The sequence below is a fragment of the Mycobacterium sp. 1165196.3 genome (genome assembly GCF_001673415.1).
Lineage (GTDB): Bacteria > Actinomycetota > Actinomycetes > Mycobacteriales > Mycobacteriaceae > Mycobacterium > Mycobacterium europaeum_A.
Genome location: NZ_LZLU01000014.1, coordinates 1 through 25,295, shown reverse-complemented (window position 1 = coordinate 25,295; position 25,295 = coordinate 1). Strand labels below are relative to the sequence as shown.

Sequence of the window (25,295 nt, the reverse complement as noted above, 5' to 3'; positions counted from 1 at the left end):
ACCGGGCGCACCGTCTGCCCTCCTTACCAGGCCGTCCCGTCGGGTTATTCGGACCGCGGTCCGCGCCGATGATGGCCGAATCGCGATCCGCATATCCGGGCGAAAAGCTGGGCCTGCCGGAAAGTGGCCCGGGATCGCTGGCGCCGATGGGCCGCCGCCTGGGCGCGCTGATGATCGACTGGTTGATCGCCTACGGGCTGGCCGGGCTGGCCATGCGCTTCAACTTGTTCTCCCAACCGGTGCTGGCCACCGCGGTGTTGGTGATCTGGTTCGTGCTCGGCGTGCTCTTCGTGCGGTTGTTCGGGTTCACCCCAGGCCAGCTCGCGCTTCGCCTGCAGGTGGTCACGTTGGACGGACGCGACCTGGTCGGCCTTGGCCGGGCGGTGGTGCGGGGAGTGCTGGTCGGGACGGTCGTCCCGGCGCTGTTCACCGACTTCGACGGCCGGGGCATGCAGGATCGGCTGACCGCGACGGCCGTGGTGCGACGCTGACCTGAGGAGCCGACCGGGCTGACCGGGCTGACCTGATGGCGGCGACGCGCCGCGCCCGGCTTCGCCGCGCTTGCGATCGCCGCTGAGCTGACGCGGCGACCCGCCGCGCCCGGCTTCGCCGCGCTTGCGATCGCCGCTACCGGCGGCGGACGGTGCGCTGCACCCCGCGCATCTTGCCCGCGTTGGGCAGCGGCCCCTTGGGCATGACGGCCGCGCCGGCGCGCGACCCCAACGCGGCCAGCCGCGACTCCAGCGTGTCCATCTGCTTGACGGTGATGTTGGCCGGTAGCCGGGTGAGATGGCGCTCGAGCTTGGCCAGGGGCACCTCGTCCTCGCCGTTGCCGACGATGATGTCGTAGATCGGCACGTCACCGATCAGGCGGGCGGTGCGCTTCTTCTCCTGCGCCAGCAGCGGTCGCACCCGCGTCGACGTCCCCTCGCCGACCAGGATGACGCCGGGCCGGCCGATGACGCGGTGCACGGCGTCGAAATGCCCGGTCGCGGCCACCCCGGGGGTCACCCGCCACTTGCCGCGCAGGTTGTCCAAAGCCCATGCGGCGGCCCCGGTTTGACCCTCGGCCTTGCGGTAGACCGACTTCTGGGCGCGGCGGCCGAACACGATGAAGGCGACCAGCCCGCCCAGCACCACGCCCAGCGGGATGAGGGTGATCATCGTCAGCCCGCCGGCCCACAGACCGACCGCCACCGAGATGCCCACGATCAGCACGAAGGCGCCGATCATGTACGGCAGGAGGCGCTTGTCCTCCTGGCGCTGAAGGTTGAACGCCTGCCACAACTGGGTGCGGCGCTCCCGCGCGGCGGCCTTGCGGGCGGCCTGCGCCTGCGCTCGGGCGGCCTTGTTCTGCGCGGCGTTGCGGGATTTAGCCATAGTCAAAGAATACGTAGGGCCGCTATGGGGCAGACGCCGCCACCGGGCGCCGGCGGCGTCAGGCGCGGCTGCGGGCCGCCTGCTCGTAGAGCCGACCCGCGCGATACGACGAGCGCACCAGCGGTCCGGCCAGCACCCCGGCGAAGCCCAGCTCCTCGGCGTGCCGGGCGAACTCGACGAATTCCTCCGGCTTCACCCAGCGCTCGACGGGGTGGTGGCGCGCCGACGGGCGCAGGTACTGGGTGATGGTGATGATGTCGCAGCCCGCGTCGTGCAGGTCGGCCAGGGCAGTGCGCACCTCGTCGGGGGTCTCGCCCATGCCGAGGATGAGGTTGCTCTTGGTGACCAGCCCGGCCTCGCGCGCCGCGGTCAGCACGCCGAGGCTGCGCTGGTAGGTGAAGGCGGGTCGGATCCGCTTGAAGATGCGCGGCACCGTTTCCACGTTGTGCGCCAACACTTCCGGGCGTGATTCGAACACCTCCGCAAGCCGGGTGGGCTCGCCGTTGAAGTCGGGGATCAACAGCTCCACGCCGGTCGAGGGGTTGAGTTCCTTGATGGCGCGCACCGTCTCGGCGTACAGCCAGGCTCCGCCGTCGGGCAGGTCATCGCGGGCCACCCCGGTGACCGTGGCGTAGCGCAGCCCCATGGTGCGTACGCTGTCGGCGACCCGCCTCGGCTCGTCGCGGTCCAGGGCGGCGGGCTTACCGGTGTCGATCTGGCAGAAGTCGCAGCGGCGGGTGCACTGGTCGCCGCCGATCAGGAAGGTGGCCTCGCGGTCCTCCCAGCACTCGAAGATGTTGGGGCAACCCGCCTCTTCGCAGACCGTGTGCAGACCCTCGCGCCGGACCAGGCTCTTGAGCTGGGTGTACTCCGGGCCCATCTTGGCCCGCACCCGGATCCACGGCGGTTTGCGCTCGATCGGGGTCTCGGCGTTGCGCACTTCCAGGCGCAGCAGTTTGCGTCCTTCCGGTGCGACAGTCACAGCGCCGATGCTACGCGCGCGGCCGCCGCGTGGTCCTGCACCGGCAGCACCCCGTCTAGGGCGTCGCACACCGCGTCGGCGACCGCGGTCTGCACGTCCTCGACCGACACCGGGCGGCGCAGCTCGGCCGACAACGACGTCACACCGGCGTCGCTGATGCCGCACGGCACGATGGCGCCGAACGCGTCCAGGTCGCAGTCGCAGTTGAGCGCGAACCCGTGCAGGGTGGTCGCGCGCGACACCCGCACGCCGATGGCGGCAACCTTGCGGTCAGGGCGGCCGTCGGTGCCCGGCACCCACACCCCGGACCGGCCCGGCACCCGGACCGCGTCCACGCCCAGGTCGGCGCAGACCTTGAGCAGCGCCTCTTCCAGCCGCCGCACGTAGTTCACCACGTCGAGCGGTTCGGCCAGGCCGATGATCGGATACCCGACCAGCTGGCCCGGGCCGTGCCAGGTGATCTTGCCGCCGCGGTCGGTGTCGACGACGGGAGTGCCATCTACCGGCCGTTCGTGCGGTTCGGTGCGCCGGCCCGCCGTATAGACCGCGGGGTGCTCGAGCAGCAGCAGCGTGTCGTTGCCGCCGGCCACCCGGGCGTCGGCCAGATCGCGTTGCTGCTGCCAGGCCACGCGGTAGTCGACGATGCCGAGCGGGCGGACGTCGATCAGGGCCTGGCTGGACCGGATGGAATCGATCACGTTCGCGACGGTACTCGGCTCGGGCCGGACGGACCGAGTCCGGTGGCGCTAGTCGTGGTCGCGGCTGGCGGTGGCGTAGGCGAGGGCCTCGCCCACGGTGTTGTGGTGGAAGACGAAACCGGCGCGCTCCAGCGCGGACGGGATGGCCCGCTGCCCGGTCAGCAGCCCCTCGTCGGCGAACTCGCCCAGCGCGGCCCGGATGGCAAAACCGGGCACCATCAACGGCGTTGGGCGATTGACGGCCCGCCCGAACGCGGTGGTGAATTCGGCGTTGGTGACCGGCGCGGGACCGGTCATGTTCACCGGGCCCGACAGGTCGGGGTTGAAGATCGCGAACAACAGCGCGCGCACTTCGTCTTCCAGGGTGATCCATGACATGTATTGCCGTCCGCCGCCCAGCCGGGCGCCGAGCCCGGCGCGGAACAACGGCCGCAGCCGGCCCAGCACGCCGCCCGCGGGGGAGAACACCAGCCCGGTGCGGGCCAGCACCACCCGGGCGCCGCCGTACTGGGCCGGCAGCGTGGCGGCCTCCCAGTCCTCACACAGCCGCGCCAGGAAACCCGTTCCCGCACGGTCGTTTTCGTCGACCACGCGGTCCTTGGTGTTGCCGTAGAAGCCGACCGCGCTGGCGTTGACCAGGGTCGCCACCCCCGCGTCGGCGACGGCGTGGGCCAGCACCTCGGTGGGGGCGATGCGGCTGTCGCGCAGGCTCTGCTTAAAGGCCCCCGACCATCGCCGCTTGCCGATATTGACGCCGCACAGGTTGACGACGGCGTCGACGCCGGTCAGCGTGTCGGGATCCAGGTCGCCGCTCTCGGGATTCCAGTGCAGCTCATCGGCATTCGCCGGTGCGCGGCGCACAATGCGCAACACCCGGTGATCGGCCGCGCGCAGGGCCGCGGCCAGGGCCGAACCGATCAGGCCGGACGAACCCGCAATAGCGATGAGGGCCTGCTGGCCGGCGCGAGCCACGTTCGGTTGTCCTTCGTTACAGGCCGAGGTCGGCCTCGAACGCGCCCTCTTCGAGACGGTGCTTGATGGTGGTGAGGAAGCGGCCGGCGTCTGCGCCGTCGATCAGCCGGTGGTCATAGGTCAGTGGCAGATAGCAGATCGAGCGGACACCGATGGATTCGTTGCCGAACTCGTCGACGATCACCCGCGGCCGCTTGACGATGGCGCCGGTGCCCAGCATGGCGGCCTGCGGCGGAACCAGGATGGGGGTGTCGAACAGCGCGCCCTGGCTGCCGATGTTGGTGATCGTGAAGGTGCCGCCGGACAGCTCGTCGGGTTTGAGATTGCCCGAGCGGGCGCGCGCGGCGATGTCGGCGATCGCCCGGGCCAGCCCGGCCAGCGACAGGTCGCCGGCGTTGTGCACGACGGGGGAGAGCAGACCCTGCTCGGTGTCGACCGCGAAGCCGAGGTGCTCGGCGTCGTAGTAGGTGATCTCCTTGGTGTCCTCGTTGTAGCTCGCGTTGACGTTGGGGTGGATCTTCAGCGCGTCGATCACCGCCCGGGCGATGAACGGCAGGAAGGTCAGGTTCACGCCCTCGCGCTCGGCGAACGCCGCCTTGGCCCTGGCCCGCAACCCCACCAGCTTGGTCATGTCGACCTCGTGGGTCTGGGTGAGTTGCGCTGTGGCCTGCAGGGATTCGCGTGTTTTGTTCGCGGTGATCTGACGGATCCGGCTGGCCTTCTGGGTGGTGCCCCGCAGGTGCGCCAACGCCGGAGCCGGGCTCGGCGCCGCAGCGGCCTTGGGCGCCGCGGGGGCGGCGGGGGCCTGCGCGGCGGGAGCCGCCGCGGCCGGGGGCGGCGCCTTCTTCGCCTCGGCGGCGGCCAGCACGTCCTGCTTGCGGATGCGCCCGCCGACCCCGGTGCCGGTGATCGAGTTCAGGTCGATGTTGTTCTCGGCGGCCAGCTTTCGCACCAGCGGCGTCACATACGGCGCGCCGTCACCACCCGGGCTTGCTGGCTGAGTTGCCGGTTGGGCCTGTGCCGGTTGAGGTTTGGGCTGCGGCGCGGGTTCAGGCTTGGGTTGCGGCTTGGGCTGCGCCTGGGGCTGGGGCGCCGGTTCGGGCTCGGGCTTGGGCGCGGGCGGCGGCTGTGGAGCGGCGGGTGCCGCCGGCGCGGCGGCCTCGGCACCGGCGCCGACGCGGGCGAGCTCGCCACCGACGGGCACCGTGGCGTCTTCCTCGGCGGTGATGCTGATCAGGACACCGGCGACCGGCGAGGGGATCTCGGTGTCGACCTTGTCGGTGGACACTTCCACCAACGCGTCGTCGACCTGGACCGAGTCGCCGACGCGCTTGAGCCAGCGGGTCACGGTGCCCTCGGTCACCGACTCGCCGAGCTCGGGCATCAGCACCGGGGTCGCGTCGCCGCCGCCGGAACTCTGCTGGGCGGGCGCGGGCTCCGGCTGGGCCTGAGCCTGGGGCTCCGGTTGGGGCTCCGGCTCGGGCTCCGGCTCAGGCTGCGCTTGGGGCTCCGGCTGGCTCGGCGCCTGCGAGTCGCCGCCCGCCCCGCCGCCTTCGGCGGCGTCGCCGATGACGGCCAGCTCACCGCCCACCTCAACGGTGTCGTCCTCCTGGGCGACGATCTTGGTCAGCACACCCGCGGCCGGCGAGGGGATCTCGGTGTCGACCTTGTCCGTCGACACCTCGACGAGCGGTTCGTCGAGCTCGACCGTGTCGCCCTCCTGCTTGAGCCAGCGGGTGACCGTCCCCTCGGTGACGCTCTCACCGAGTGCCGGCATCTGGACGGAGAAGGCCATCGTTTCTGACTCCTCGATCGCTCGTGGGTCGGGGCGGGTCGATCAGCTCGCTTGCGGAAGGCGAAGTCGCAATCCAAAACTATCCTGTCACTGCGCCGTTGTCGGCACACATCCAGGGCAGATACCCCGCGCCGGGCGGGTGACACCGATCACGCTTGCTACGGTGTGGCCAGTCCAGCCAGAGCGGGGAGGTCGGAAATGCCGCCAACACCACAACTACCCCAACACTTCGTCGACAGCGCCGACGGCGCCCGCATCGCGGTCTACGAAGAGGGCAACCCCGAGGGCCCCACCGTCGTGCTGGTGCACGGCTTCCCCGACTCGCACGTGCTGTGGGACGGGGTCGTCCCACTGCTGGCCGAGCGGTTCCGCATCATCCGCTACGACAACCGCGGCGTCGGGATGTCCTCGGCGCCCAAGCCGGTGTCCGCCTACAGCATGGACCGCTTCGCCGACGACTTCGCCGCGGTGACCGGCGAGCTGAGCCCCGGCCGGCCCGTGCACGTGCTCGCCCACGACTGGGGCTCGGTGGGCATCTGGCACTACCTGAAGCGCCCCGGCGCCAGTGACCGGGTTGCCACGTTCACGTCGGTGTCCGGACCCGCTCAGGACCAACTGGTCGATTACATCTTCAGCGGGCTGCGGGCGCCCTGGAAGCCGCGCACCTTTATCCGGGCGATCAGCCAGGCGCTGCGGCTGAGCTACATGATCTTGTTCTCGATCCCGGTGCTCGCGCCGTTGTTCCTGCGGCTGACCCTGTCGGTCCCGGCGCTGCGCCGCAACGCCGTCGACAACATCCCCGTCGAGCGGATCCACCATTCCGACAAACTGGCCGCCGATGCCGCCCGGTCGGTGAAAACCTATCCCGCCAACTACTTTCGCTCCTTCTCCGGTCGCAAGCAGGGCGTCGCGGTCATCGACGTGCCGGTGCAGCTCATCGTCAACACCAAAGACAAGTATGTGCGGCCCTACGGCTACGACCACACCCCGCGCTTCGTGCCGCGGCTGTGGCGCCGCGACATCCAGGCCGGTCACTTCTCGCCGATGTCGCACCCGCAGGTGATGGCTGCGGCGGTGCACGAGTTCGCCGACCAGGCCGAGGGCAAGCAGCCCAGCCGCGCGCTGCTGCGCGCGCAGGTGGGGCGGCCCCGCGGGGCGTTCGGCGACACCCTCGTGTCGGTCACCGGCGCCGGCAGCGGCATCGGCCGCGAGACCGCGTTCGCCTTCGCGCGCGAAGGCGCCGAGCTGGTCATCAGCGACATCGACGAGGCGGCCGTCAAGGCCACCGCGGCCGAGATCGCCTCTCGCGGCGGCGTCGCGCACGCCTACGTGCTCGACGTGTCCGATGCGCAGGCGGTGGAGTCGTTCGCCGAGCGGGTCAGCGGCGAGCACGGCGTCCCGGACATCGTCGTCAACAACGCCGGCATCGGACAGGCGGGCGGCTTCCTGGACACCCCGCCCGAGCAGTTCGACCGGGTGCTCGACGTCAACCTGGGCGGTGTGGTCAACGGGTGCCGGGCGTTCGCGCGGCGGATGGTGGAGCGCGGCACCGGCGGCTACATCGTCAACGTGTCGTCGATGGCGGCCTACGCGCCGCTGCAGTCGCTGAGCGCCTACTGCACGTCGAAGGCGGCGACCTTCATGTTCTCCGACTGCCTGCGCGCCGAACTCGACGCCGCCGGGGTGGGCCTGACCACCATCTGCCCCGGCGTCATCGACACCAACATCATCAACACCACGCGGTTCGACGCGCCCGCCGGCAAGCAGGCCGACGCCGTCGACGGTCGCCGCGGCCAGCTGGGCGAGATGTTCGCGCTGCGGCGTTACGGCCCCGACAAGGTCGCCAACGCGATCCTGTCGTCGGTCCAGAAGAAGAAACCGATTCGCCCGGTGGCGCCGGAAGCCTATGCGCTGTACGGGCTTTCGCGGGTCGCGCCGCAAGGGCTGCGCAACGCCGCGCGCATCCGGGTGATCTGAGCCGCGCTAAGCGCCCGTCGCCGCCCCGCGGCGTCCGGTCAGCAACGTCGCTCCGATTGCGATGACCCCCAGCACGGCCAGCGGTATCGCCCATGCGCGCCGGCTGCCCACCGACGACTGGCACTGCGCGACGTAGTCGGTGTGCGGGACGATCTGGTTCAGGATCGGGATGTTCGCCCCACTGCTGTTGTTCGCGCTGCGGGCCGCGGAAAGGTCCGTCGCCACGGCGTTTCCGCAGCCGACCGAGTGGCCGTTGCTGTCGGAAACCGACACCGGCGCCAGCAGGCCGATGATTCCGGCCAACAACAGCACGGCGCCCACGCCGATGATCAACCGTCGCACCGTCATGGTCTCGCCTTTCGTCGCGGGGATTTCGACCGCTAGGGAGATTAGCCGCAGGCATGCGCCGGTAAACCCGGCGTTGACGCCGAATAACCCGGCGATTGCCGGGTATCCGGCCGCGGTAACGCAAGACATGAAGGGGTGTGCACGTGATCACTGCAACGCGCGAGGTGCCGGAGTCGTGTGAGCGGATATGGGAGGTGCTCGCCCAGGGCTGGACCTACACCCAGTGGGTGGTGGGCAACAGCCGGATGCGCGCCGTCGATCCGAATTGGCCGGAACCCGGCTCCTCGATCAAGCACTCGATCGGGATCTGGCCGTTGGTGATCAACGACGCCACCATCGTGGAGGAGTGTGAACCCCCGCACAAGCTGGTGCTGTGCGCTCGCCTGGGCCCGCTGGGCGCCGCGCGAATCACCATGCTGCTGCACGAGATTCCGGGCGGGTGCCGGATCGAGATGATCGAGGTTCCCGTGCAGGGCCCAATGGCGGCCGTTCCCGATTCCGTCGCGTTGGCCGCGGCGTACCCGCGCAACAAGGAGTGCCTGTGGCGGCTGGCGGCACTGGCCGAGCGCCTGGAGCCGAGCCAGGTGAAGTGACCGTGCGCGACACCGCCGACGCCGTCGTGATCGGGGCGGGACACCACGGGCTGGTGGCGGCGTCGATGCTGGCCGACGCGGGTTGGGACGTGCTGGTGCTGGAAGCCCAGCCCGAGCCCGGCGGCGCGGTGCGCAGCGCCGAGCTGACACCGGGCTACATCACCGACTTGTTCAGCTCCTACTACCCGATGACGGTGGCGTCTCCGGCGATGGCGGCGCTGCAGCTGGAGGACCACGGGCTGCGGTGGTCGCACGCGCCGACGGTGGTTGGCCACCCGCGCAACGCCGCCGACGACGACCCGCCCATCGTGTATCACGATCCCGCCCAGACCGCGGAGGAGTTCGAGCGTCGCACGCCGGGCGACGGCGACAATTGGCTACGCATCGTTGCGTTGTGGGACGAGGTGAAAAGGCCGCTGCTCGAAGCGATCCTGTCGCCGTTCCCCCCGATGCGCCCGCTGCTGACCCTGTTGCGCAAACTCGGGACGTCGGATGCGCTGCGACTGGCCAACCTGTTGGTGCAGCCCGCCAACGCCATGGCCGACCAGTTGTTCGACGGTGATGCGCCGCGAGTTATGTTGCTGGGCAACGCTTTACACGCTGACATCCCGCTGGATGCGCCGGGTAGCGGTGTCATGGGGCTGCTGATGACCATGCTCGCCCAGGACTGCGGTTGGCCGGTTCCCGTCGGAGGTTCGGGCCAGTTGACGGCGGCGCTGGTCAAGCGCGCCCACTCGGCGGGGGCGCAGATCGAGTGCAACCAGGACGTCGCCCGCATTCAGGTGCAGGGCGGGCGGGCGACCGGTGTCTGCACCACCGACGGGCGAACCGTTCGCGCGCGTCGCGCGGTGATCGCGGATGTCACCGCCCCGCGGCTGTTCTGCCACATGCTGCCGCCGGATGCGGTGCCGTCGGGGTTGCTGCGGGATCTCAAACACTTCGTCTGGGATCCGCCGGTAGTCAAGGTCAACTATGCGCTCGATGCCCCGATCCCGTGGCATGCCAAGAACCTGCGCGACGTCGGCACCGTTCATCTGGGCGCCGACGGGCGTGGCCTGATTCGTTGGATGGCCGACGTGAACACGCGCACAGTGCCCGAACATCCGTTCATGCTGCTGGGCCAGACCACCACTGCCGACCCGACCCGATCGCCGGATGGCACCGAAAGTGTCTGGGCCTACACGCATCTGCCGCGCGGCGTGCATGACGATGCTTCGGCGGAGCGGGTTGCCGCGTCGATGGATCGCGTGATCGAAGAACACGCGCCCGGGTTCGGTGACCATGTCGTCGGACGCTTTCTGCAACGCCCGTCGGACCTGGAGGCTCACGACGCTAATCTGCACCACGGCGCGGTCAATGGGGGCACGTCGCAACTGCAGCAGATGCTGATCTTCCGGCCGGCGCCCGGCATGGGCCGGGCCGAAACACCGGTCGAGCGGCTGTATCTGGGCAGCGCGTCGGCGACACCGGGCGGCTCGGTGCACGGGGCATGCGGGCGCAACGCCGCCAACGCCGCGCTGGCCGCCGACGGCGCGACCGGCTGGCCGCGCCGCAAACTCGGGCGCGCCGTGCTCAAAAGGCTTATTCCCTAGCCGTTTTCGGCGATGTCCTCCAGTACCGCGAACATGGTCCGCGTCGGCACGCCGGTGGAACCCTTCGGCGAGTAGCCCCACGGACTGCCGGTGTTGTAGGCCGGGCCGGCCACATCGATGTGCGCCCAACTCACGCCGTCGGCGACGAACTCGCGCAGGAACACCCCCGCCACCAGCATCCCGGCGAAGCGCTGCCCGCTGATGTTGGAAAGGTCGGCCACGGTGGACTTCAGGTCTTCCTTGAGTTCGTCGGGCAGCGGCATCGGCCAGCCGTTCTCGCCCACCCGCTGCGAGATCGCAGCGACGCGGTCGCGGAACTCGTCGCTGCCCATCACCCCGGGGATCCGGGCGCCCAGCGCCACCGTCTGCGCACCGGTCAGCGTCGACGTCTCGATCAGATAGTCGGGGTTGTCCTCGCATGCCCGCACGATGGCGTCGGCCAGGATGAGCCGGCCCTCGGCGTCGGTGTTCTGCACCTCGACGGTGATGCCGCCGTACTGCGTCAGCACGTCGCCCGGGCGCTGCGCGGTGGCCGACGGCATGTTCTCGGCCATCGGCACGGTGGCGATCACGTCGATCGGCAGTCGCAACTGCGCGGCCAGCGCGACGGTCGCGACCACCGCGGCGGCACCGCCCATGTCCGAGGTCATGTGGTGCATCCCCGCCGCGGGCTTGATCGAGATGCCGCCGGTGTCGAACGTGACGCCTTTGCCGACCAGCGCCACCTTCTTGGCTTGCTTGGACCGCTTGGCCAGCTTCGAACCGCGGTGGATCAGGCGCACCAGCCGCGGCGGGCGCGACGAGCCCTGCCCGACACCAATGATCCCGCCGTAGCCGCCCTTTTGCAGCGCCTTGTCGTCCAGCACCTCCACCTCGAGACCGACGGATTCACCCAAAGCCCTTGCGCGCTTGGCGAATTCGGCGGGAAAGAGGTGGCTGGGCGGGGTGTTGACGAAGTCGCGGGCGGTGGCGACGGCGGTGGCGACGGCGGCGCCGTGCGCGGCGTCGTTCTTGGCGTCCTTCGCCCCTTTAGTTTCCGAGGCGAGCACCGTGATCTTGCGCAGCCCTTGGTCTTTGGGTGCGGTCTTCTCGCTGCGAAACTCGGTGAACCGGTAGCTGCCCAGGATCAGGCCCTCGACGGCGGCCGCAGCGATGCCCTCGCCGGGCAGCTCGCCCAGCGTGGTGAGCACCGACTCGGTCTTGCCCAGCGAACGCGCGGCCACGCCCGCGGCGCGACGGATGGTGTCGGCGGGCCATTCGGACCGCGGTTTGCCCAGGCCGACGGTCAGCACGCTGGACACCGGCAGCGATCCCACCACCAACCGGTGCACCTGTTCGGCGCCGCCGGTGGCCTCCAGCGCCCGCAGACCCGATTCGATCTCGGCCACCGCGTCGGAGGACAGGAACGGCTCGGCGGCCGCGACGGCCGCGCCCGGCTTGTCGTCCTCACCGGTCGACACGACGGGCACGATCAGCACGGTCGACGCGGCGGCGCGCCGTGGCAGCGAGGAGGCGACACTTATAGCGGGGGAGGCGTAACCGGGTTCTGTGCTCATCCGCATCACCCTAACGGTCCGGCCGTCACCGCTGATTAGGGTGAAGAGTCGTGAGCGATGCAGCCGAGGTTTTGCACGGACCGTTGGAAGAGCGTCACCGGAGCTTGGGCGCCAGTTTCGCCGAGTTCGGCGGCTGGCTGATGCCGGTGTCGTATGCCGGCACCGTCAGCGAGCACAACGCGACGCGCAACGCGGTCGGCCTCTTCGACGTCAGCCACCTGGGCAAGGCGCTGATCCGCGGGCCGGGGGCCGCGCAGTTCGTCAACTCCGCGCTGACCAACGACCTGGGCCGCATCGGTCCGGGCAAGGCGCAATACACGTTGTGCTGCACCGAATCCGGCGGCGTCATCGACGACCTGATCGCCTACTACGTCGACGACGACGAGATCTTCCTGGTGCCCAACGCCGCCAACACCGCCGGCGTGGTCGAGGCGCTCCAAGCCGCCGCACCGAGCGGGCTGACCATCACCAACGAGCACCGGTCCTTCGCGGTGCTGGCCGTGCAGGGGCCCCGCTCGGCCGAGGTGCTCGGCCGGCTGGGCCTGCCCACCGACATGGATTACATGGCCTACGCCGACACGTCGTTCTCCGGCGTGCCGGTCCGGGTGTGCCGCACCGGCTACACCGGCGAGCACGGCTACGAGCTGCTGCCGCCGTGGGAATCCGCGGGTGTGGTGTTCGACGCCCTGGCCGAGGCGGTCGGCGCCGACGGCGGTGAGCCGGCCGGTCTAGGCGCCCGCGACACCCTGCGCACCGAGATGGGCTACCCGCTGCACGGCCACGAACTGGCCCTGGACATCTCCCCGCTGCAGGCCCGCTGCGGGTGGGCGATCGGCTGGAAGAAGGACGCGTTCTTCGGCCGCGAGGCCCTGCTGGCCGAGAAGGAGGCGGGCCCGCGCCGGCTGCTGCGCGGGCTGCGGATGGTGGGCCGCGGCGTGCTGCGTGCCGGGCTGACGGTGCTCGCGGGCGACACCCCGGTGGGGGTCACCACGTCGGGCACGTTCTCCCCGACGCTGCAGGCCGGCATCGCGCTGGCGCTCATTGACACCGACGCCGGCGTCGAGGACGGTCAACAGGTCACCGTCGACGTCCGGGGTCGTCCCGCCGCGTGCGAGGTCGTGCGCCCGCCCTTCGTCGCGGTGAAAACGCGCTAGCGGCGCCGCGTGCGCGGGCGAAATCCGATTCGGTAGGCGGATATACAATCGGCGGATGACCAGTGGCTCCCTCGAGTTCACGGTTTCGCGCTCGGCAACTCCGGCAACCGATGCCGAACGCGAAACCATCCTGGCCGAGCCGGGTTTCGGCAAGTACTTCACCGATCACATGGTGTCCATCGACTACGACGAGACCGGCGACGGTTGGCACAACGCGCGCGTCATCCCGTACGGCCCCATCGAGCTGGATCCATCCGCGATCGTGCTGCACTACGCGCAGGAGATCTTCGAGGGGCTCAAGGCGTACCGGTGGGCGGACGGCTCGATCGTGTCGTTTCGCGCCGAGGCCAACGCCGCCCGGTTGCGGTCGTCGGCGCGGCGGCTGGCCATCCCGGAACTGCCCGAAGAGCTGTTCATGGAATCGCTGCGCCAGCTGATCGCAGTCGATCGCGCCTGGGTTCCGGCGGCCGGGGGCGAGGAGGCGTTGTACCTGCGCCCGTTCGTCATCGCCACCGAGCCCGGGCTGGGGGTGCGGCCGTCCAAGCGCTACCGCTACCTGCTGATCGCGTCGCCGGCCGGCGCCTATTTCAAGGGCGGCATCAGCCCGGTCACCGTCTGGGTGTCGACGGAGTTCGTGCGGGCCAGCCCCGGCGGCACCGGCGCCGCCAAGTTCGGCGGCAACTACGCGGCCTCGCTGTCGGCTCAGGCCGAGGCCGCGGCCAACGGCTGCGACCAGGTGGTGTGGCTGGACGCCGTCGAGCGGCGCTTCGTCGAAGAGATGGGCGGGATGAACATCTTCTTCGTGTTCGGCAGCGGCGGGTCGGCGCGGCTGGTCACCCCCGAGCTGTCGGGCTCACTGCTGCCCGGCATAACGCGAAACTCCTTGCTGCAGTTGGCCATTGATGCCGGATTCTCCGTCGAGGAACGCAAGATCGATATCGACGAGTGGCAGAAGAAGGCCGCCGCCGGGGAGATCACCGAGGTGTTCGCCTGCGGCACCGCCGCGGTGATCACCCCGGTCTCGCACGTGAAGTACGGCGATGCCGAGTTCACTGTCGCCGACGGTCAACCCGGCGAGGTGACCATGGCGCTGCGCGACACGCTGACCGGGATTCAGCGCGGCACCTTCGCCGACACCCACGGCTGGATGGCCCGGCTGGGCTAGTTGGCTCTCGAGTGTGAAGTTAGCTTCACATTCGGGCGTGAGCGTGAAATTAATTTCACGCTCGAGCTCAGAACCGCACCAGGCCCGCGAGCGCCACGGCGCTCGCCGTCGCGGCCAGTTCGATCGCCGCGCCCAGCACGTCGCCGGTGATGCCGCCGAATCGGCGCACGCAGTGCCGCACCAGGATCGCGCTGCAGCCCAGGCCCACCGCCACCGCCACCGGGCCCTGCCACGGCCGCGGCCCGGCCAGCAGCGAGCCGGCGAGCAGCACCGCGACCCAGGCCGCCACCACCGAGGTCGGCTGGCTGCCCGCGACCCGCACCCCCAGGGCGCTGCCCTCGGCCGCGGGCACCGACCGGTGGCCGGCCAGCACCGCGGCCACCCGGCCCGCGAACACCGCCACGGCGATCCCGGCCACGCCGGGCCACACCCGGCCGGTGGCCCCCAACGCAGAAAACGCCAGTGCCTGCAGCATGATCACGACGACGACGGCGGCGACGCCGAACGGCCCGGTCGATCCCTCGCGCATCACCGCCAGCGCCCGCTGCGGCGGGCCGTAGCAGCCCAGGCCGTCGGCCGTGTCGGCGACACCGTCGACGTGCAGGCCGCGCGTCACCAACAGCAGCACCGCGACCGCCAGCAGGCCGGGCAGCGGGCCCGACGGCCCGAACACGTGCACCCCGCCCCAGGTCACGGCGGCGGCCAGGGCCCCCAGCACGGCGCCCACCACCGGCAGCGCGGCCATGGCGGCGCGGTCCATCGGCGCATGGCCGCCGCCCGGAACGGGCAGCACCGTACCGAACGCGAAAGCCGTTGCCAGCGAACGGATCACGGCGGGGGAGCGGCTGGTGCGGGGCCGTCGAGGCGGTCGGACACACCGGCCTGGGCGAAGGTCGCCATCGACGACAGGGCGGCCACCGCGGCGCGCAGCACCGGCACCGCGAGGGCGGCGCCGGTTCCCTCGCCCAGCCGCATCCGCAGGTCGAGGATCGGCTCGAGATCCAGCGCCGTCAGCGCGAGCGCATGCGCGGGCTCGGTGGACCGGTGACCGGCCTGCCACCACAGCCGGGCGCCCGGCGCCAGGTGCTCGGCGACCAGCGCGGCCGCCGTCACCGCCATGCCGTCGAGCAGCAACGGCGTGCGCCGGACCGCGGCCTGCGCGCAGAAGCCCGCCAGCGCGGCCAGGTCGGCGCCACCGGCGCAGCGCAGCAGCGCGACCGGATCGGGCAGCACCTGCCGCGCGCGAAACAGGGCGTCGCGCACCGCGGCCGTCTTGCGCGCCCACCCGGCGTCGTCGATCCCGGTGCCGAAGCCCACCGCCGCGACCGGCTCGGCGTTCGTCAGGGCCGCCACCAACACGGTTGCGGGCGTGGTGTTTCCGATGCCCATGTCCCCGGCGATCAGCAGGTCGGCGCCCGCGTCGACCTCCTCGTCGGCGATTGCCGCACCGGCCGCGAGCGCTTGCGCGGTCTCGTCGTCGCTCAACGCGTCCTGCACCCGGATGTCGCCGCTGGAGCGGCGCACCTTGTGGGCGCCGATCCGTTCGGTCAGCGCCTCGGCGTCGACGGCCAGGTCGGCGACCCGCACCGTCGCGCCGGCGATGTCGGCCAGGGCGTTGATCGCGGCCCCGCCGGCGTCGAAGTTGGCGACCATCTGCGCCGTCACCTCCGGCGGGTAGGCCGACACACCCGAGCGGGCGACGCCGTGATCACCGGCGAACACCACCACCCGGGCACGCTCGAATTGCCTTGGCGGGCAATGCCCCTGACACGACGCGACCCACACCGACAGATCCTCGAGCCGGCCCAGCGCGCCGCGGGGCTTGGTCAGGGCGTCCTGGCGGGCGCGCGCGGCGGCGGCGACGTCCACATCGGGCGGTGAGATGGCGGCGAACTGCATCAGGCCCCCGACGGTTTGATTGGGACCGGCTGGCCGGCCACCACCAGCACCACCCGGTCGCACAACCCGGCGAGGCGCTGGTTGAGGCCGCCCAGCTCGTCGGCGAACCGGCGTCCGGAGGCGGTGGCGGGCACCACCGTCAAGCCGACCTCCGGGCTGACCAGCACCAGCGGGGAAGCGAAGTCGCCGACCGCGGCCAGCACGTCATCGACGGCGGCCGCCACCGAGCCGCCGTCCCAGGCGCCGTTGCGGTCCAGCGCGGCGGTCAGCCAGGTGCCGAGATCGTCGACGAGCGTCGGGGTGTCCGGGCATTGGCGCAATTGCGTTGCGAAGTCGTCGGTTTCGATCGTCGACCAGTGCGCGGGCCGGCGGGCGCGGTGGCGGGCGATCCGCTGCGCCCAGGCCGCATCGTCGTTGCCGGCCGGCCCGGGCGCCAGGTATTGAACCGCCTGCCCCGCCGGCAATCCGTCGGCGATGGCTTGCTCCGCCCACTGCGACTTGCCCGACCTGATCCCGCCGAGCACCAGGGTGCGCACCGATGTCAGCCGGCCTTCCGGCGAGCTCTACTCGACACGGCTGCCGTGCTTGACCTGGGGCCGCGGCGCCCGCAGCCGGCGCATCTGGGACGCCCGGCCGGCGGCGTAAAGGCCAAGCTTCCAACGGCTTTCGGTGTTGTCCGGGAACTTCGCGTCGACCAACCTGCTGACCTTGCGGCCCAGGATCAACCCGTCGACGCTCATCACGGCCATCAGCACCAGCATCGCCGGCGATACCCACAGCTGCAGCTGCGGGACGCCGAACATGACGAACATCAAAAACAGGGTCGACGGCATGAACAGGCCCAGCAGGTTGCGCCGCGAATCCACCACGTCGCGCACGTAGCGGCGGATGGGCCCCTGGTCGCGCGGCAACAGGTAACCCTCTTCGCCGGCCATCATCTTCGCCCGGCGTTCCGACATGCCGGCGCGGCCGGCGGCCTTGGCGGCGCGGCGCTCCTCGCGGCTGAGCTTGGGGCCGGCCAGCGATTTGCGCCGCGCCCGCGCCTCGGCGGCGGTCATGGGGGCCGGCGCGACCGGTCCCTTGCGCGCGTTGCGCCGCGCCTCGTTGCGCTTGGGCGTGGGGCGGCCCTTGGGGCCCGTCCGCTGCGCCTCGCGGGTTGCGTCGCCCGAGGCGCCAGCAACGCCGGCGACGGCCGCGGTGGCCGCGTTTTCGTCGAGGTCGGGGTCCTGGCCTTTCTTACGGCCCAACAGCTTCACAGTGGCCAGGTTACTTCGCGCGCGACCCGGGCCGGAATTCGCCTGGAATGCCTTGCTATTAGACCTGCGTTAGTGCCTCCCTTGGCCCTACTCTTACACGTGATGAACGGCTGCCTTTGATGGACGACGGGTCGATGGCCTCGGATGATGATGGTCCCGGCCTGGCCCCCGGCCGCCTGCAATTGCCCGCCATGCAAGTTCTGGTCGCCCCGGACTGCTACGCCGACAGCATGTCGGCGCTGGAGGCTTCCGCCGCCATCGCGACCGGCTGGACCCGGTCGCGTCCCGGCGACCGGTTCATCGTCGCCCCGCAATCCGACGGCGGCCCCGGCTTCGTCGAGGTGCTGGCCAGCCGGCTGGGGGAGACGCGTCGGCTAAGGGTCTCGGGACCGCTGAAAGCCATGGTCGAAGCCGATTGGGTGTTCGACCCCGGGTCGGCCACCGCCTACCTGGAGTGCGCCCAAGCGTGCGGCCTGGCGCTGATCGGTGGACCACCCACCCCGGAGACCGCCATGGCGGCGCACAGCAAAGGCGTGGGCCAGCTGATCGCCGAGGCGCTGCGGGTCGGGGCGACGCGCATCGTGGTGGGTTTGGGCGGCAGCGCCTGCACCGACGGGGGGCAGGGCATGATCGCCGAGCTCGGCGGCCTGGACACCGCCCGCCGGCAGCTGGGCAACGTGGAGCTGATCGCGGCCTCCGACACCGAATACCCGCTGCTGGGCCCGTGGGGGGCGGCCCGGGTGTTCGGGCCGCAGAAGGGCGCGGACACGGCCACCGTCGCCGCGCTGGAGGTTCGCCTGCAGGCGTGGGCGCTGATCCTGGAAGCGGTGGCGGGGCGCGACGTGAGCGCCGAGCCCGGCGCGGGGGCCGCCGGCGGGATCGGTGCCGGGCTGCTGGCGCTCGGCGGCCGCTGTCAGTCCGGGGCGGCCATCATCGCCGAACACACCCGGCTGTCCGACGACCTGGACACCGCGGAGCTGATCGTCACCGGCGAGGGCCGGTTCGACGAGCAATCCCTGCACGGCAAGGTGGTGGGATTTCTCGCCGACGCGGCCCGGCCGCGGGGGATTCCGGTGGTCGTGCTGGCCGGCCAGGTCGACCTCGACAACGCGACGGTGCGTTCGTCGGGCATCATGGCCGCGTTGTCCATCGCCGAGCACGCCGGATCGGTGCGGTTGGCGCAGGCCGACGCCGCCAACCAGCTCATGGGCCTGGCCTCCGTTGTGGCGGCGCGACTCGGGAATAGCGGTCCGTCAAGGTACCGTTGAAGCAGTGGACTTTCGCGCGATCCGGATCGCCCGGCGCAAGCCGGCGGTATCGGGCTTGATCGGACCCACCCAACGATGAGGCATGTAGGAGAAGCAATGACGGTGCAAAACGAGTCGAACGCCACGACAACCCACGGCGTGATCCTGACCGAGGCCGCCGCCACCAAGGCAAAGTCCCTGTTGGACCAGGAGGGCCGCGACGACCTCGCGCTGCGCATCGCCGTGCAGCCGGGCGGGTGCGCCGGCCTGCGCTACAACCTCTTCTTCGACGACCGGACGCTGGACGGCGACCTGACCGCGGAGTTCGGGGGCGTGACGCTGACCGTGGACCGGATGAGCGCGCCCTACGTCGAAGGCGCGTCCATCGACTTCGTGGACACCATCGAGAAGCAGGGCTTCACCATCGACAACCCCAACGCCACCGGCTCGTGCGCCTGCGGCGACTCGTTCAACTGATCGGTTGATCCCGCCAAATCCGTCAACCGGGTTGTAGCCCGGCTGACGGTTTCGCACTCAGTACGAGCCGCCGGTGCGCAGCACGTACGAGCAGACCATGATCTGGCCGCGCTGGAACAGCAGCTGCGCGATGCCCTGCACCTGCCCGTGCATCGGGGCCCCGCTCACCGGCGACACCTTCATGGTGAACAACGCCTGAGCCTGGTACTGCGACAGGTAGACGATCTTGTCGATCGAGGTCAGCTCGACCTCGGAGAACTGCTTGCGAAACGCGTCGCTGCTGAGCTTGGCCAGCGCCTGGTCGGACCGCTTGTCCTGGACCCCGTCGTACAGGCCGCACAGCGCGTTGCGGGCGATCTCGTCGATGTCGCGGTGTTCTAGCGCATCTAGGTAGCCCTGGATGGCCGTCTTCGCCGCGCCCTCGGAGAAGGTGGTGCCGGTGTTGGCCCCGTTGGTGCGGACCCCGTACACGATGGCCACCGTCAACACCGCGACGAGTGCGATGGCCAGCGCGATGGCGACGACGAGCCGCCGCTTGGACCGCGGGTAGGGCACCGGCGCGCCGGGCTGCCCGGCATAATTGGCGGGAGCGGCTCCCGCCTGCGGGGCTGCGCCGAAACCCGGGTCGGTGTTGGGGTCGTCGGGGAACTCGAGGGGCTCGGATTCGCGTGGGGGCTCAGGTCCGCTCGGTCCGCCGCTGCCGCCGGTGTGGTTCGGCGAGTGCGGACCTGCCATCGTGGTTCTCCTACGGTGGTAGACGGGACTGCAATCGGGTTGCGGCCCGAGCATGTGATCCCGGCGACTTGAGTGAGTTCCCTAGGGAGGCTAGCGCACGACCTCACGCCGACCGCGCACCCAGCGACGGTCGAGGCCCGTGAGTAAGCTAGATAACCTTACTAACGAAGGATGGAGTTTTCGTGACGATCGCGGTGACAGGTTCGATTGCGACCGACAACCTGATGCGTTTCCCCGGCAAGTTTTCCGAGCACCTGCTTGCCGAGCACCTGCAGAAGGTTTCCCTGAGTTTTCTGGTTGACGACCTGGTGATTCACCGCGGCGGCGTGGCCGGCAACATCGCGTTCGCCATCGGCGTGCTGGGCGGCGACGTGGCGCTGGTCGGCGCGGCCGGCGACGACTTCGACGACTACCGCCAGTGGCTGCAGTCCCACGGCGTCAACTGCGACAACGTGCTGATCTCGCAGACCGCCAAGACCGCCCGGTTCACCTGCACCACCGACGAGGACATGGCCCAGATCGCGTCGTTCTACCCGGGCGCCATGTCGGAGGCCCGCAACATCAAGCTCGCCGACGTCGTGTCGTCGGTGGGTCAGCCGGACTTGGTCATCGTCGGCGCCAACGACCCCGACGCGATGGTGGTGCACACCGAGGAGTGCCGCAAGCTCGGCCTGCCGTTCGCCGCCGACCCCTCCCAGCAGCTGCCCCGGCTGTCCGGCGCGGAGATCGACAAGCTCGTCGACGGGGCCGCCTACCTGTTCACCAACGACTACGAGTGGGAGCTGCTGCTCTCCAAGACCGGCTGGTCCGAGGCCGACGTGCAGAAGAAGGTCGACCTGCGGGTGACCACGCTGGGCGCCAAGGGCGTCGACATCGTCGAGCGCGACGGGACCACCACCCACGTCGGTGTGGTGCCCGAGACCAGCCAGACCGATCCCACCGGCGTGGGCGACGCGTTCCGGGCCGGTTTCCTCACCGGTCGCACCGCCGGGCTCAACCTCGAGCGTTCGGCCCAGCTGGGCTCGCTGGTCGCCGTGCTGGTGCTGGAGTCGACCGGCACCCAGGAGTGGACGTGGGACCCGGCCGTCGCCAAGACCCGGCTGGCCGACGCTTACGGCGACGAGGCGGCCACCGAGATCGCCGCGGTGCTCGCGTAGAGCTGGCGCGCTGGCGCCTCGGGTGTGAACCCACGGCGTCCAGCGTGAGCTGAGGGCGGCGACACGCCGACAATCAACGCCAGGGATTCACCCGCAACGCCCTGGCTTCACACCCAACCGCGGATGCGCGGGCCGGTACTAGACGGGCCGGTACTAGAGCTGCACCGGGTACACCGGCTCGCTGATCTGGGGCACCACCGTGCGCTCGACGAAGATCGCGTGCCAAAGCATGAAGATCAACAGCGTCCAGAGCCGGCGGCTGTGATCGCTGACGCCGTTGCGGTGCTCGTCGAGCATCCGTCGCACGGCGGCTAGGTCGACCAGGTGGCCGGCCTGCGACGAGTCCACCATCGCGTACGCCCACTCCAGCAGTTCGCCGGCGCGCAGCCAGTGCCGGATGGGCACCGGGAAACCCAGCTTGGGCCGGTGCAGCACATGCGCCGGCACGATCGGCTCCAGCGCACGCCGCAGCGCATACTTCGTCGTCGTGCGGGTGATCTTGGCCTCGACGGGCAGCCGGGAGGCGACGGCGAACACCTCGGGATCCAGGAACGGCACCCGCAGCTCCAGCGAGTTGGCCATGGTCATCTTGTCGGCCTTGACCAGGATGTCGCCGCGCAGCCAGGTGAACAGGTCGATGTGCTGCATGCGAGCCACCGGATCCCAGCCCGCCGATTCGGCGTACACCGCCGCGGTGACGTCGGTGTGGGTCCATTCCGCGCGGAAGCCGGGCAACACGTCGCGCAGCTGCGCGTCGGAGAAGCTGCGGGCGTTGCCGTAGTAGCGCTCCTCGAGGGTCAGGGAGCCGCGGTGCAGCAGGCTCTTGCCCCGCATCCCCTCCGGCAGGGGTTTGGACACCTTGCCCATCGACCGCCGCAGCGGCCTCGGCAGATAGTCAAAAGGCTTCAGCGACAAGGGTTCCCGGTAAATCGTGTAACCGCCGAACAACTCGTCTGCGCCTTCGCCGGACAGCACCACCTTCACGTGCTTGCGGGCCTCCCGCGCGACGAAGAACAGCGGCACCAGCGCCGGGTCGGCCACCGGCTCGTCGAGGTACCAGACGATCTCGGGCAGGGCGGCGACGAACTCGTCGGGCGTGACCACCTTGGCGATGTGCCGGGCACCGATCGCCTCCGCCGAGGCCACTGCGACGTCGATCTCGGAGAATCCCTCGCGCTCGAAGCCGGTGGTGAACGTGATCAGCCGCGGGTTGTGCCGGATGGCCAGCGCCGCGATGGCGGTGGAGTCGATTCCCCCGGACAGGAACGCCCCGACAGTGACGTCGGCGCGCATGTGCTTGGCCACCGAGTCCTCGAGCACCGCGGTGATCTCGTCGTAGCGGGCCTGTTCGGTGTCCCGGGTGATCGGCACCGCGGCGAACCGCGGCACGAAGTACCGGGTGACCTCCGGCTGCAGGCGGTCCGGACGGATGCGGGCGTAGCAGCCCGATTCCAGCCGGCGCACCCCGCGGTGCAGCGTCTCGGGCTCGGGCACGTACTGCAGGACGGTGTAGTGCTGCACGGCCCGCTCGTCGATCGCGGTGTCGAACCCCACCAGCTCGGCCAGATCCAGCAGGCACTTCTTTTCGCTGGCCACCGCGGTGCCGCCCGTACCGGTCGCCATGAACAGTGGCTTGATGCCGAAAGGGTCTCGGGCGCAGAGCAATTCGCGGGTCGCGGTGTCCCACAGCGCGAACGCGAACATGCCGCGCAGCCGGGTCAAGACGTCGGTGCCCCAGTAGTGGTAGCCCGCGACGATGGGCTCGCCGTCTCCGTCGGTGGCGAAGGCGACGCCGTGCCGGCTGGCCAGTTCGTCGCGCAGCTCGAGGTAGTTGTAGATCTCGCCGTTGAACACCAGCACGTAGCGGCCGGGCTCCTCGGGCGGCCCCCAGCGCAGCGGCTGATGTGAATGCGCGATGTCGATGATCGAGAGCCGGTTGAAGCCGAATACGACGGAGCCGTCGGTGTCCGGGTCCACCCAGGTGCCCGGCTCGTCGGGCCCGCGGTGGCGCATCGAGTGCGACGCGCGGGCGACCGCGCCGTCGGCTCGGGCGGCGGCCTCCTTGTCCAAGTCCTTGCCCGCGCTCCCCGGGGCGGCGACGAACGCCAGCAGACCACACACGGCGCCCCAGTATGCCGCACTTGGCGGGCGTGCGTGGCCGTCGCACCCGGCACGTCGTCCATGGCCGGACAAGCCGGTGGGCCGGGGTTTCGTCGCCCGCCTCAGGCGCGTGGTCTACGCTGCGTAGTATTCGATATCCGAGCAGGAGGCGCTAACGTGACCCCTCGCGAGCAGGACCGTTCGCAACGTTTGTCGCAGGGCAGGTTTCGGCGCCGTCTTCGGCCGTTCGCGCTGGCGATTACGCTGGGCGTGCTGGCGCTGGTCCTGAGCGGGTGCAGCGGCTGGGCGGACGCGCTGGCCCTGGGCTGGCCGCGGGGCATCACCCCGGAGGCCCACCTGAACCGGGAACTGTGGATCGGCGCCGTGATCGCCTCGCTGGTGGTCGGCGGCATCGTGTTCGGGCTCATCTTCTGGGCGTCGGCCTTCCACCGCAAGAAGGCCACCGACACCGACCTGCCCCGGCAGTTCGGCTACAACATGCCGCTGGAGCTGGTGCTCACGGTGACCCCGTTCCTCATCATCTCGGTGCTGTTCTACTTCACCGTCGTGGTGCAGGAGAAGATGCTGCACCTGGCCAAGGACCCCGAGGTAGTGGTCGATGTCACGGCCTTTCAATGGAACTGGAAGTTCGGCTATCAGCGCGTGGCCTTCAAGGACGGCACGCTGAACTACGACGGCACGGACCAGGAACGCAAGAAGGCGATGCTGTCCAAGCCGGAGGGCAAGGACGCCCACGGCGAGGAGCGCGTCGGCGCCGTCCGCGGCTTCAACACCTCCGACCGGCAGTACCTGAACTTCGACAAGGTTGAGACGCTGGGATCCAGCGAGGAGATCCCGGTGCTGGTGTTGCCCACCGGCAAGCGCATCGAGTTCGACCTGGCGTCCGCGGACGTGGTGCACACGTTCTGGGTGCCGGAGTTCCTGTTCAAGCGCGACGTGATTCCCAACGCCGACGCGAACAACTCGGTGCACGTGTTCCAGACCGAGGAGATCCAGAAGCCGGGCGCGTTCGTCGGCCACTGCGCGGAGTTCTGTGGCACGTATCACTCGATGATGAACTTCGAGGTTCGGGTGGTGGCGCCCAACGACTTCAAGGCCTACCTGCAGCAGCGGATGGACGGAAAGAGCAACGCCGAGGCGTTGCAGGCGATCGGGCAGCCGCCGCTCGCGGTGACCACCCATCCGTTCGACACCAAGCGCGGTCAATTGGCCGGAAGCCAGTAGGTTAGGACACCAAATGCATATCGAAGCCAGGCTATTCGAGTTCATCGCCGGGTTTTTCATTGTGGTTGCGGTGCTCTACGGGGTGCTGACCGCGATCTTCGCCACCGGGGGCGTGGAGTGGGCGGGCACCACCGCGCTGGTGCTGACCGGCGGCCTGGCGTTGATCACGGCGACGTTCTTCCGGTTCGTTGCGCGGCGGCTGGACACCCGGCCCGAGGACTACGAGGGTGCTGAGATCAGCGATGGAGCAGGCGAATTGGGCTTCTTCAGCCCGCACAGCTGGTGGCCGATTCTGATCGCGCTGTCGGGCTCGGTGACCGCGGTCGGCATCGCGCTGTGGCTGCCGTGGCTGATCACCGCCGGGGTGATGTTCATCCTGACGTCGGTGGCCGGCTTGGTCTTCGAGTACTACATCGGTCCCGAGAAGCACTGATTCGCGGCATAAAGGTCACAATCCGATCACGTGATTGGTGGGCCGTTCGCCACGACGGCTTTGCCCCTTGGGGGTTCGGTAGTGTTCTGCCCAGGCAAACGAGGAGTTTCCCAGCGCGCCCGCATCGATTGTGATCGCGGAGTCTGGTGCGCAGGTGAGGCAGTCGAACAGGGTAGGCAAAGGCAGAGATGAGCGGGTCAAGACCCCCGGAATGGGATCCTGACGCACCCGACCCTGCCGAGGAGATCAGCCACGAACCGGAGCTCGGCGACGAGCCGGCCGACGATCTCGAATCCGTGTCGCACGGCGACGTCGGGGACGAGCCGGAACCCTTCGAGGACAGCGCCGAACTGGCCGCGGCGGACCACAACGACGAGACGGATGCCTACTCACGGGCCTATTCGGCTCCGGAGTCCGAGCATTTCACCAGCGGCCCCTACCTGCCGGCGGATCTGCGGCTCTACGACTACGACGAGTTCGACGAGGCCGCCGCCGACGACGAACGCAGCACCGCGCGCTGGCCGTGGGTGGTCG

The 25,295-nt window shown here is 70.1% G+C and carries 24 protein-coding genes and 1 pseudogene; 12 read left to right on the top strand and 13 right to left on the bottom strand.

Features of this window, described 5'->3' with window-relative positions:
* Positions 1 to 68 precede the first annotated feature (68 nt).
* Positions 69 to 491, top strand: coding sequence for an RDD family protein (locus A5659_RS01405; RefSeq protein WP_066877695.1), 423 nt, complete (start codon positions 69 to 71; stop codon positions 489 to 491).
* Between the two features lie 136 nt (positions 492 to 627).
* Here A5659_RS01405 and A5659_RS01400 read toward each other — a convergent pair whose 3' ends face one another.
* The 5 genes from A5659_RS01400 to sucB are packed head-to-tail and all read right to left on the bottom strand — an operon-like array spanning position 628 to position 5,827.
* Entirely contained in the window at positions 628 to 1,380 is a 753-nt protein-coding gene (locus A5659_RS01400) for a DUF4191 domain-containing protein (protein WP_066877696.1), read from the bottom strand.
* A 58-nt stretch (positions 1,381 to 1,438) separates the two neighbouring features.
* Positions 1,439 to 2,362, bottom strand: coding sequence for a lipoyl synthase (gene lipA, locus A5659_RS01395; RefSeq protein ID WP_066862653.1), 924 nt, complete (start codon positions 2,360 to 2,362; stop codon positions 1,439 to 1,441).
* Positions 2,359 to 3,060 (bottom strand): lipoyl(octanoyl) transferase LipB, encoded by a 702-nt coding sequence (gene lipB / locus A5659_RS01390; RefSeq protein ID WP_066862658.1) that lies wholly within the window; start codon positions 3,058 to 3,060, stop codon positions 2,359 to 2,361. The genes lipA and lipB overlap by 4 nt, the downstream gene beginning before the upstream one ends.
* 48 nt (positions 3,061 to 3,108) lie before the next feature.
* On the bottom strand, positions 3,109 to 4,032 hold the full coding sequence (locus A5659_RS01385; RefSeq protein ID WP_066877697.1) for a TIGR01777 family oxidoreductase: 924 nt from the start codon (positions 4,030 to 4,032) through the stop codon (positions 3,109 to 3,111).
* Positions 4,033 to 4,048: 16 nt separating this feature from the next.
* Complete coding sequence (gene sucB / locus A5659_RS01380; RefSeq protein WP_067178932.1) at positions 4,049 to 5,827, bottom strand: 2-oxoglutarate dehydrogenase, E2 component, dihydrolipoamide succinyltransferase; 1,779 nt, start codon at positions 5,825 to 5,827, stop codon at positions 4,049 to 4,051.
* A gap of 198 nt (positions 5,828 to 6,025) precedes the next feature.
* Between sucB and A5659_RS01375 the strand changes: the two genes are divergently transcribed.
* Positions 6,026 to 7,804: an SDR family oxidoreductase gene (locus A5659_RS01375; RefSeq protein WP_067178930.1), complete on the top strand. Its 1,779-nt coding sequence runs from the start codon at positions 6,026 to 6,028 to the stop codon at positions 7,802 to 7,804.
* A gap of 6 nt (positions 7,805 to 7,810) precedes the next feature.
* On the opposite strand, the gene A5659_RS01370 is transcribed toward A5659_RS01375, so the two are convergent.
* Entirely contained in the window at positions 7,811 to 8,152 is a 342-nt protein-coding gene (locus A5659_RS01370; protein WP_066877703.1) for an aminopeptidase, read from the bottom strand.
* A gap of 143 nt (positions 8,153 to 8,295) precedes the next feature.
* Here A5659_RS01370 and A5659_RS01365 point away from each other — a divergent pair, with 143 nt between their 5' ends.
* The gene (locus A5659_RS01365; RefSeq protein WP_067021241.1) at positions 8,296 to 8,745 is read left to right on the top strand and encodes a hypothetical protein; all 450 of its coding nucleotides are present in this window, start codon (positions 8,296 to 8,298) and stop codon (positions 8,743 to 8,745) included.
* Positions 8,742 to 10,337 (top strand): NAD(P)/FAD-dependent oxidoreductase, encoded by a 1,596-nt coding sequence (locus A5659_RS01360; protein ID WP_067143042.1) that lies wholly within the window; start codon positions 8,742 to 8,744, stop codon positions 10,335 to 10,337. The genes A5659_RS01365 and A5659_RS01360 overlap by 4 nt, the downstream gene beginning before the upstream one ends.
* On the opposite strand, the gene A5659_RS01355 is transcribed toward A5659_RS01360, so the two are convergent.
* Positions 10,334 to 11,893, bottom strand: a complete 1,560-nt coding sequence (locus A5659_RS01355) for a leucyl aminopeptidase (protein ID WP_067178928.1) — start codon at positions 11,891 to 11,893, stop codon at positions 10,334 to 10,336. The two genes, A5659_RS01360 and A5659_RS01355, sit on opposite strands and share 4 nt — an antisense overlap.
* 50 nt (positions 11,894 to 11,943) lie before the next feature.
* Between A5659_RS01355 and gcvT the strand changes: the two genes are divergently transcribed.
* Positions 11,944 to 13,047, top strand: coding sequence for a glycine cleavage system aminomethyltransferase GcvT (gcvT, locus tag A5659_RS01350; RefSeq protein WP_067178926.1), 1,104 nt, complete (start codon positions 11,944 to 11,946; stop codon positions 13,045 to 13,047).
* 55 nt (positions 13,048 to 13,102) lie between these two features.
* Positions 13,103 to 14,212, top strand: a complete 1,110-nt coding sequence (locus tag A5659_RS01345) for a branched-chain amino acid aminotransferase (RefSeq protein WP_066871658.1) — start codon at positions 13,103 to 13,105, stop codon at positions 14,210 to 14,212.
* Between the two features lie 67 nt (positions 14,213 to 14,279).
* Here A5659_RS01345 and A5659_RS01340 read toward each other — a convergent pair whose 3' ends face one another.
* The 4 genes from A5659_RS01340 to A5659_RS01325 are packed head-to-tail and all read right to left on the bottom strand — an operon-like array spanning position 14,280 to position 17,367.
* A complete protein-coding gene (locus A5659_RS01340) occupies positions 14,280 to 15,044 on the bottom strand; it encodes an adenosylcobinamide-GDP ribazoletransferase (RefSeq protein ID WP_067178925.1) in 765 nt (254 codons plus the stop codon).
* Positions 15,041 to 16,114, bottom strand: coding sequence for a nicotinate-nucleotide--dimethylbenzimidazole phosphoribosyltransferase (gene cobT / locus A5659_RS01335; protein WP_369806921.1), 1,074 nt, complete (start codon positions 16,112 to 16,114; stop codon positions 15,041 to 15,043). The genes A5659_RS01340 and cobT overlap by 4 nt, the downstream gene beginning before the upstream one ends.
* Entirely contained in the window at positions 16,111 to 16,647 is a 537-nt protein-coding gene (locus A5659_RS01330) for a bifunctional adenosylcobinamide kinase/adenosylcobinamide-phosphate guanylyltransferase (protein ID WP_067178924.1), read from the bottom strand. The genes cobT and A5659_RS01330 overlap by 4 nt, the downstream gene beginning before the upstream one ends.
* Before the next feature lie 27 nt (positions 16,648 to 16,674).
* Positions 16,675 to 17,367 (bottom strand): DUF3043 domain-containing protein, encoded by a 693-nt coding sequence (locus A5659_RS01325; RefSeq protein WP_067021235.1) that lies wholly within the window; start codon positions 17,365 to 17,367, stop codon positions 16,675 to 16,677.
* Positions 17,368 to 17,558: 191 nt separating this feature from the next.
* Between A5659_RS01325 and A5659_RS01320 the strand changes: the two genes are divergently transcribed.
* The gene (locus tag A5659_RS01320) at positions 17,559 to 18,635 is read left to right on the top strand and encodes a glycerate kinase (protein ID WP_066871677.1); all 1,077 of its coding nucleotides are present in this window, start codon (positions 17,559 to 17,561) and stop codon (positions 18,633 to 18,635) included.
* 96 nt (positions 18,636 to 18,731) lie between these two features.
* Positions 18,732 to 19,091, top strand: coding sequence for an iron-sulfur cluster assembly accessory protein (locus A5659_RS01315; RefSeq protein WP_066871643.1), 360 nt, complete (start codon positions 18,732 to 18,734; stop codon positions 19,089 to 19,091).
* A 57-nt stretch (positions 19,092 to 19,148) separates the two neighbouring features.
* Here A5659_RS01315 and A5659_RS01310 read toward each other — a convergent pair whose 3' ends face one another.
* Positions 19,149 to 19,826 carry a hypothetical protein gene (locus A5659_RS01310; RefSeq protein WP_067178923.1) on the bottom strand — a complete coding sequence of 226 codons (678 nt, stop codon included), beginning with the start codon at positions 19,824 to 19,826 and terminating at the stop codon, positions 19,149 to 19,151.
* 182 nt (positions 19,827 to 20,008) lie between these two features.
* Between A5659_RS01310 and A5659_RS01305 the strand changes: the two genes are divergently transcribed.
* Positions 20,009 to 20,983, top strand: a complete 975-nt coding sequence (locus A5659_RS01305) for a carbohydrate kinase family protein (RefSeq protein WP_066861472.1) — start codon at positions 20,009 to 20,011, stop codon at positions 20,981 to 20,983.
* A 153-nt stretch (positions 20,984 to 21,136) separates the two neighbouring features.
* Here the strand turns inward: A5659_RS01305 and asnB are convergent, their stop codons facing one another.
* The gene (gene asnB / locus A5659_RS01300) at positions 21,137 to 23,104 is read right to left on the bottom strand and encodes an asparagine synthase (glutamine-hydrolyzing) (RefSeq protein WP_067178921.1); all 1,968 of its coding nucleotides are present in this window, start codon (positions 23,102 to 23,104) and stop codon (positions 21,137 to 21,139) included.
* A 156-nt stretch (positions 23,105 to 23,260) separates the two neighbouring features.
* Here asnB and A5659_RS01295 point away from each other — a divergent pair, with 156 nt between their 5' ends.
* From A5659_RS01295 to A5659_RS01285, 3 genes and pseudogenes are all read left to right on the top strand, one after another.
* On the top strand, positions 23,261 to 24,328 hold the full coding sequence (locus tag A5659_RS01295) for a cytochrome c oxidase subunit II (protein ID WP_066861478.1): 1,068 nt from the start codon (positions 23,261 to 23,263) through the stop codon (positions 24,326 to 24,328).
* Between the two features lie 13 nt (positions 24,329 to 24,341).
* Positions 24,342 to 24,761, top strand: coding sequence for a cytochrome c oxidase subunit 4 (locus A5659_RS01290; RefSeq protein ID WP_066861481.1), 420 nt, complete (start codon positions 24,342 to 24,344; stop codon positions 24,759 to 24,761).
* A 188-nt stretch (positions 24,762 to 24,949) separates the two neighbouring features.
* Positions 24,950 to 25,295: pseudogene (locus tag A5659_RS01285) on the top strand (hypothetical protein); the annotation flags it as partial.

Coding starts and splice junctions, on each gene's coding strand:
- A5659_RS01405 (WP_066877695.1), top strand. CDS start 69: ATGATGGCCGAATCGCGATCCGCATATCCGGGCGAAAAGCTGGGCCTG.
- A5659_RS01400 (WP_066877696.1), bottom strand. CDS start 1,380: ATGGCTAAATCCCGCAACGCCGCGCAGAACAAGGCCGCCCGAGCGCAG.
- sucB (WP_067178932.1), bottom strand. CDS start 5,827: ATGGCCTTCTCCGTCCAGATGCCGGCACTCGGTGAGAGCGTCACCGAG.
- A5659_RS01375 (WP_067178930.1), top strand. CDS start 6,026: ATGCCGCCAACACCACAACTACCCCAACACTTCGTCGACAGCGCCGAC.
- A5659_RS01370 (WP_066877703.1), bottom strand. CDS start 8,152: ATGACGGTGCGACGGTTGATCATCGGCGTGGGCGCCGTGCTGTTGTTG.
- A5659_RS01355 (WP_067178928.1), bottom strand. CDS start 11,893: ATGAGCACAGAACCCGGTTACGCCTCCCCCGCTATAAGTGTCGCCTCC.
- A5659_RS01345 (WP_066871658.1), top strand. CDS start 13,103: ATGACCAGTGGCTCCCTCGAGTTCACGGTTTCGCGCTCGGCAACTCCG.
- A5659_RS01320 (WP_066871677.1), top strand. CDS start 17,559: ATGCAAGTTCTGGTCGCCCCGGACTGCTACGCCGACAGCATGTCGGCG.
- A5659_RS01315 (WP_066871643.1), top strand. CDS start 18,732: ATGACGGTGCAAAACGAGTCGAACGCCACGACAACCCACGGCGTGATC.
- A5659_RS01310 (WP_067178923.1), bottom strand. CDS start 19,826: ATGGCAGGTCCGCACTCGCCGAACCACACCGGCGGCAGCGGCGGACCG.
- A5659_RS01290 (WP_066861481.1), top strand. CDS start 24,342: ATGCATATCGAAGCCAGGCTATTCGAGTTCATCGCCGGGTTTTTCATT.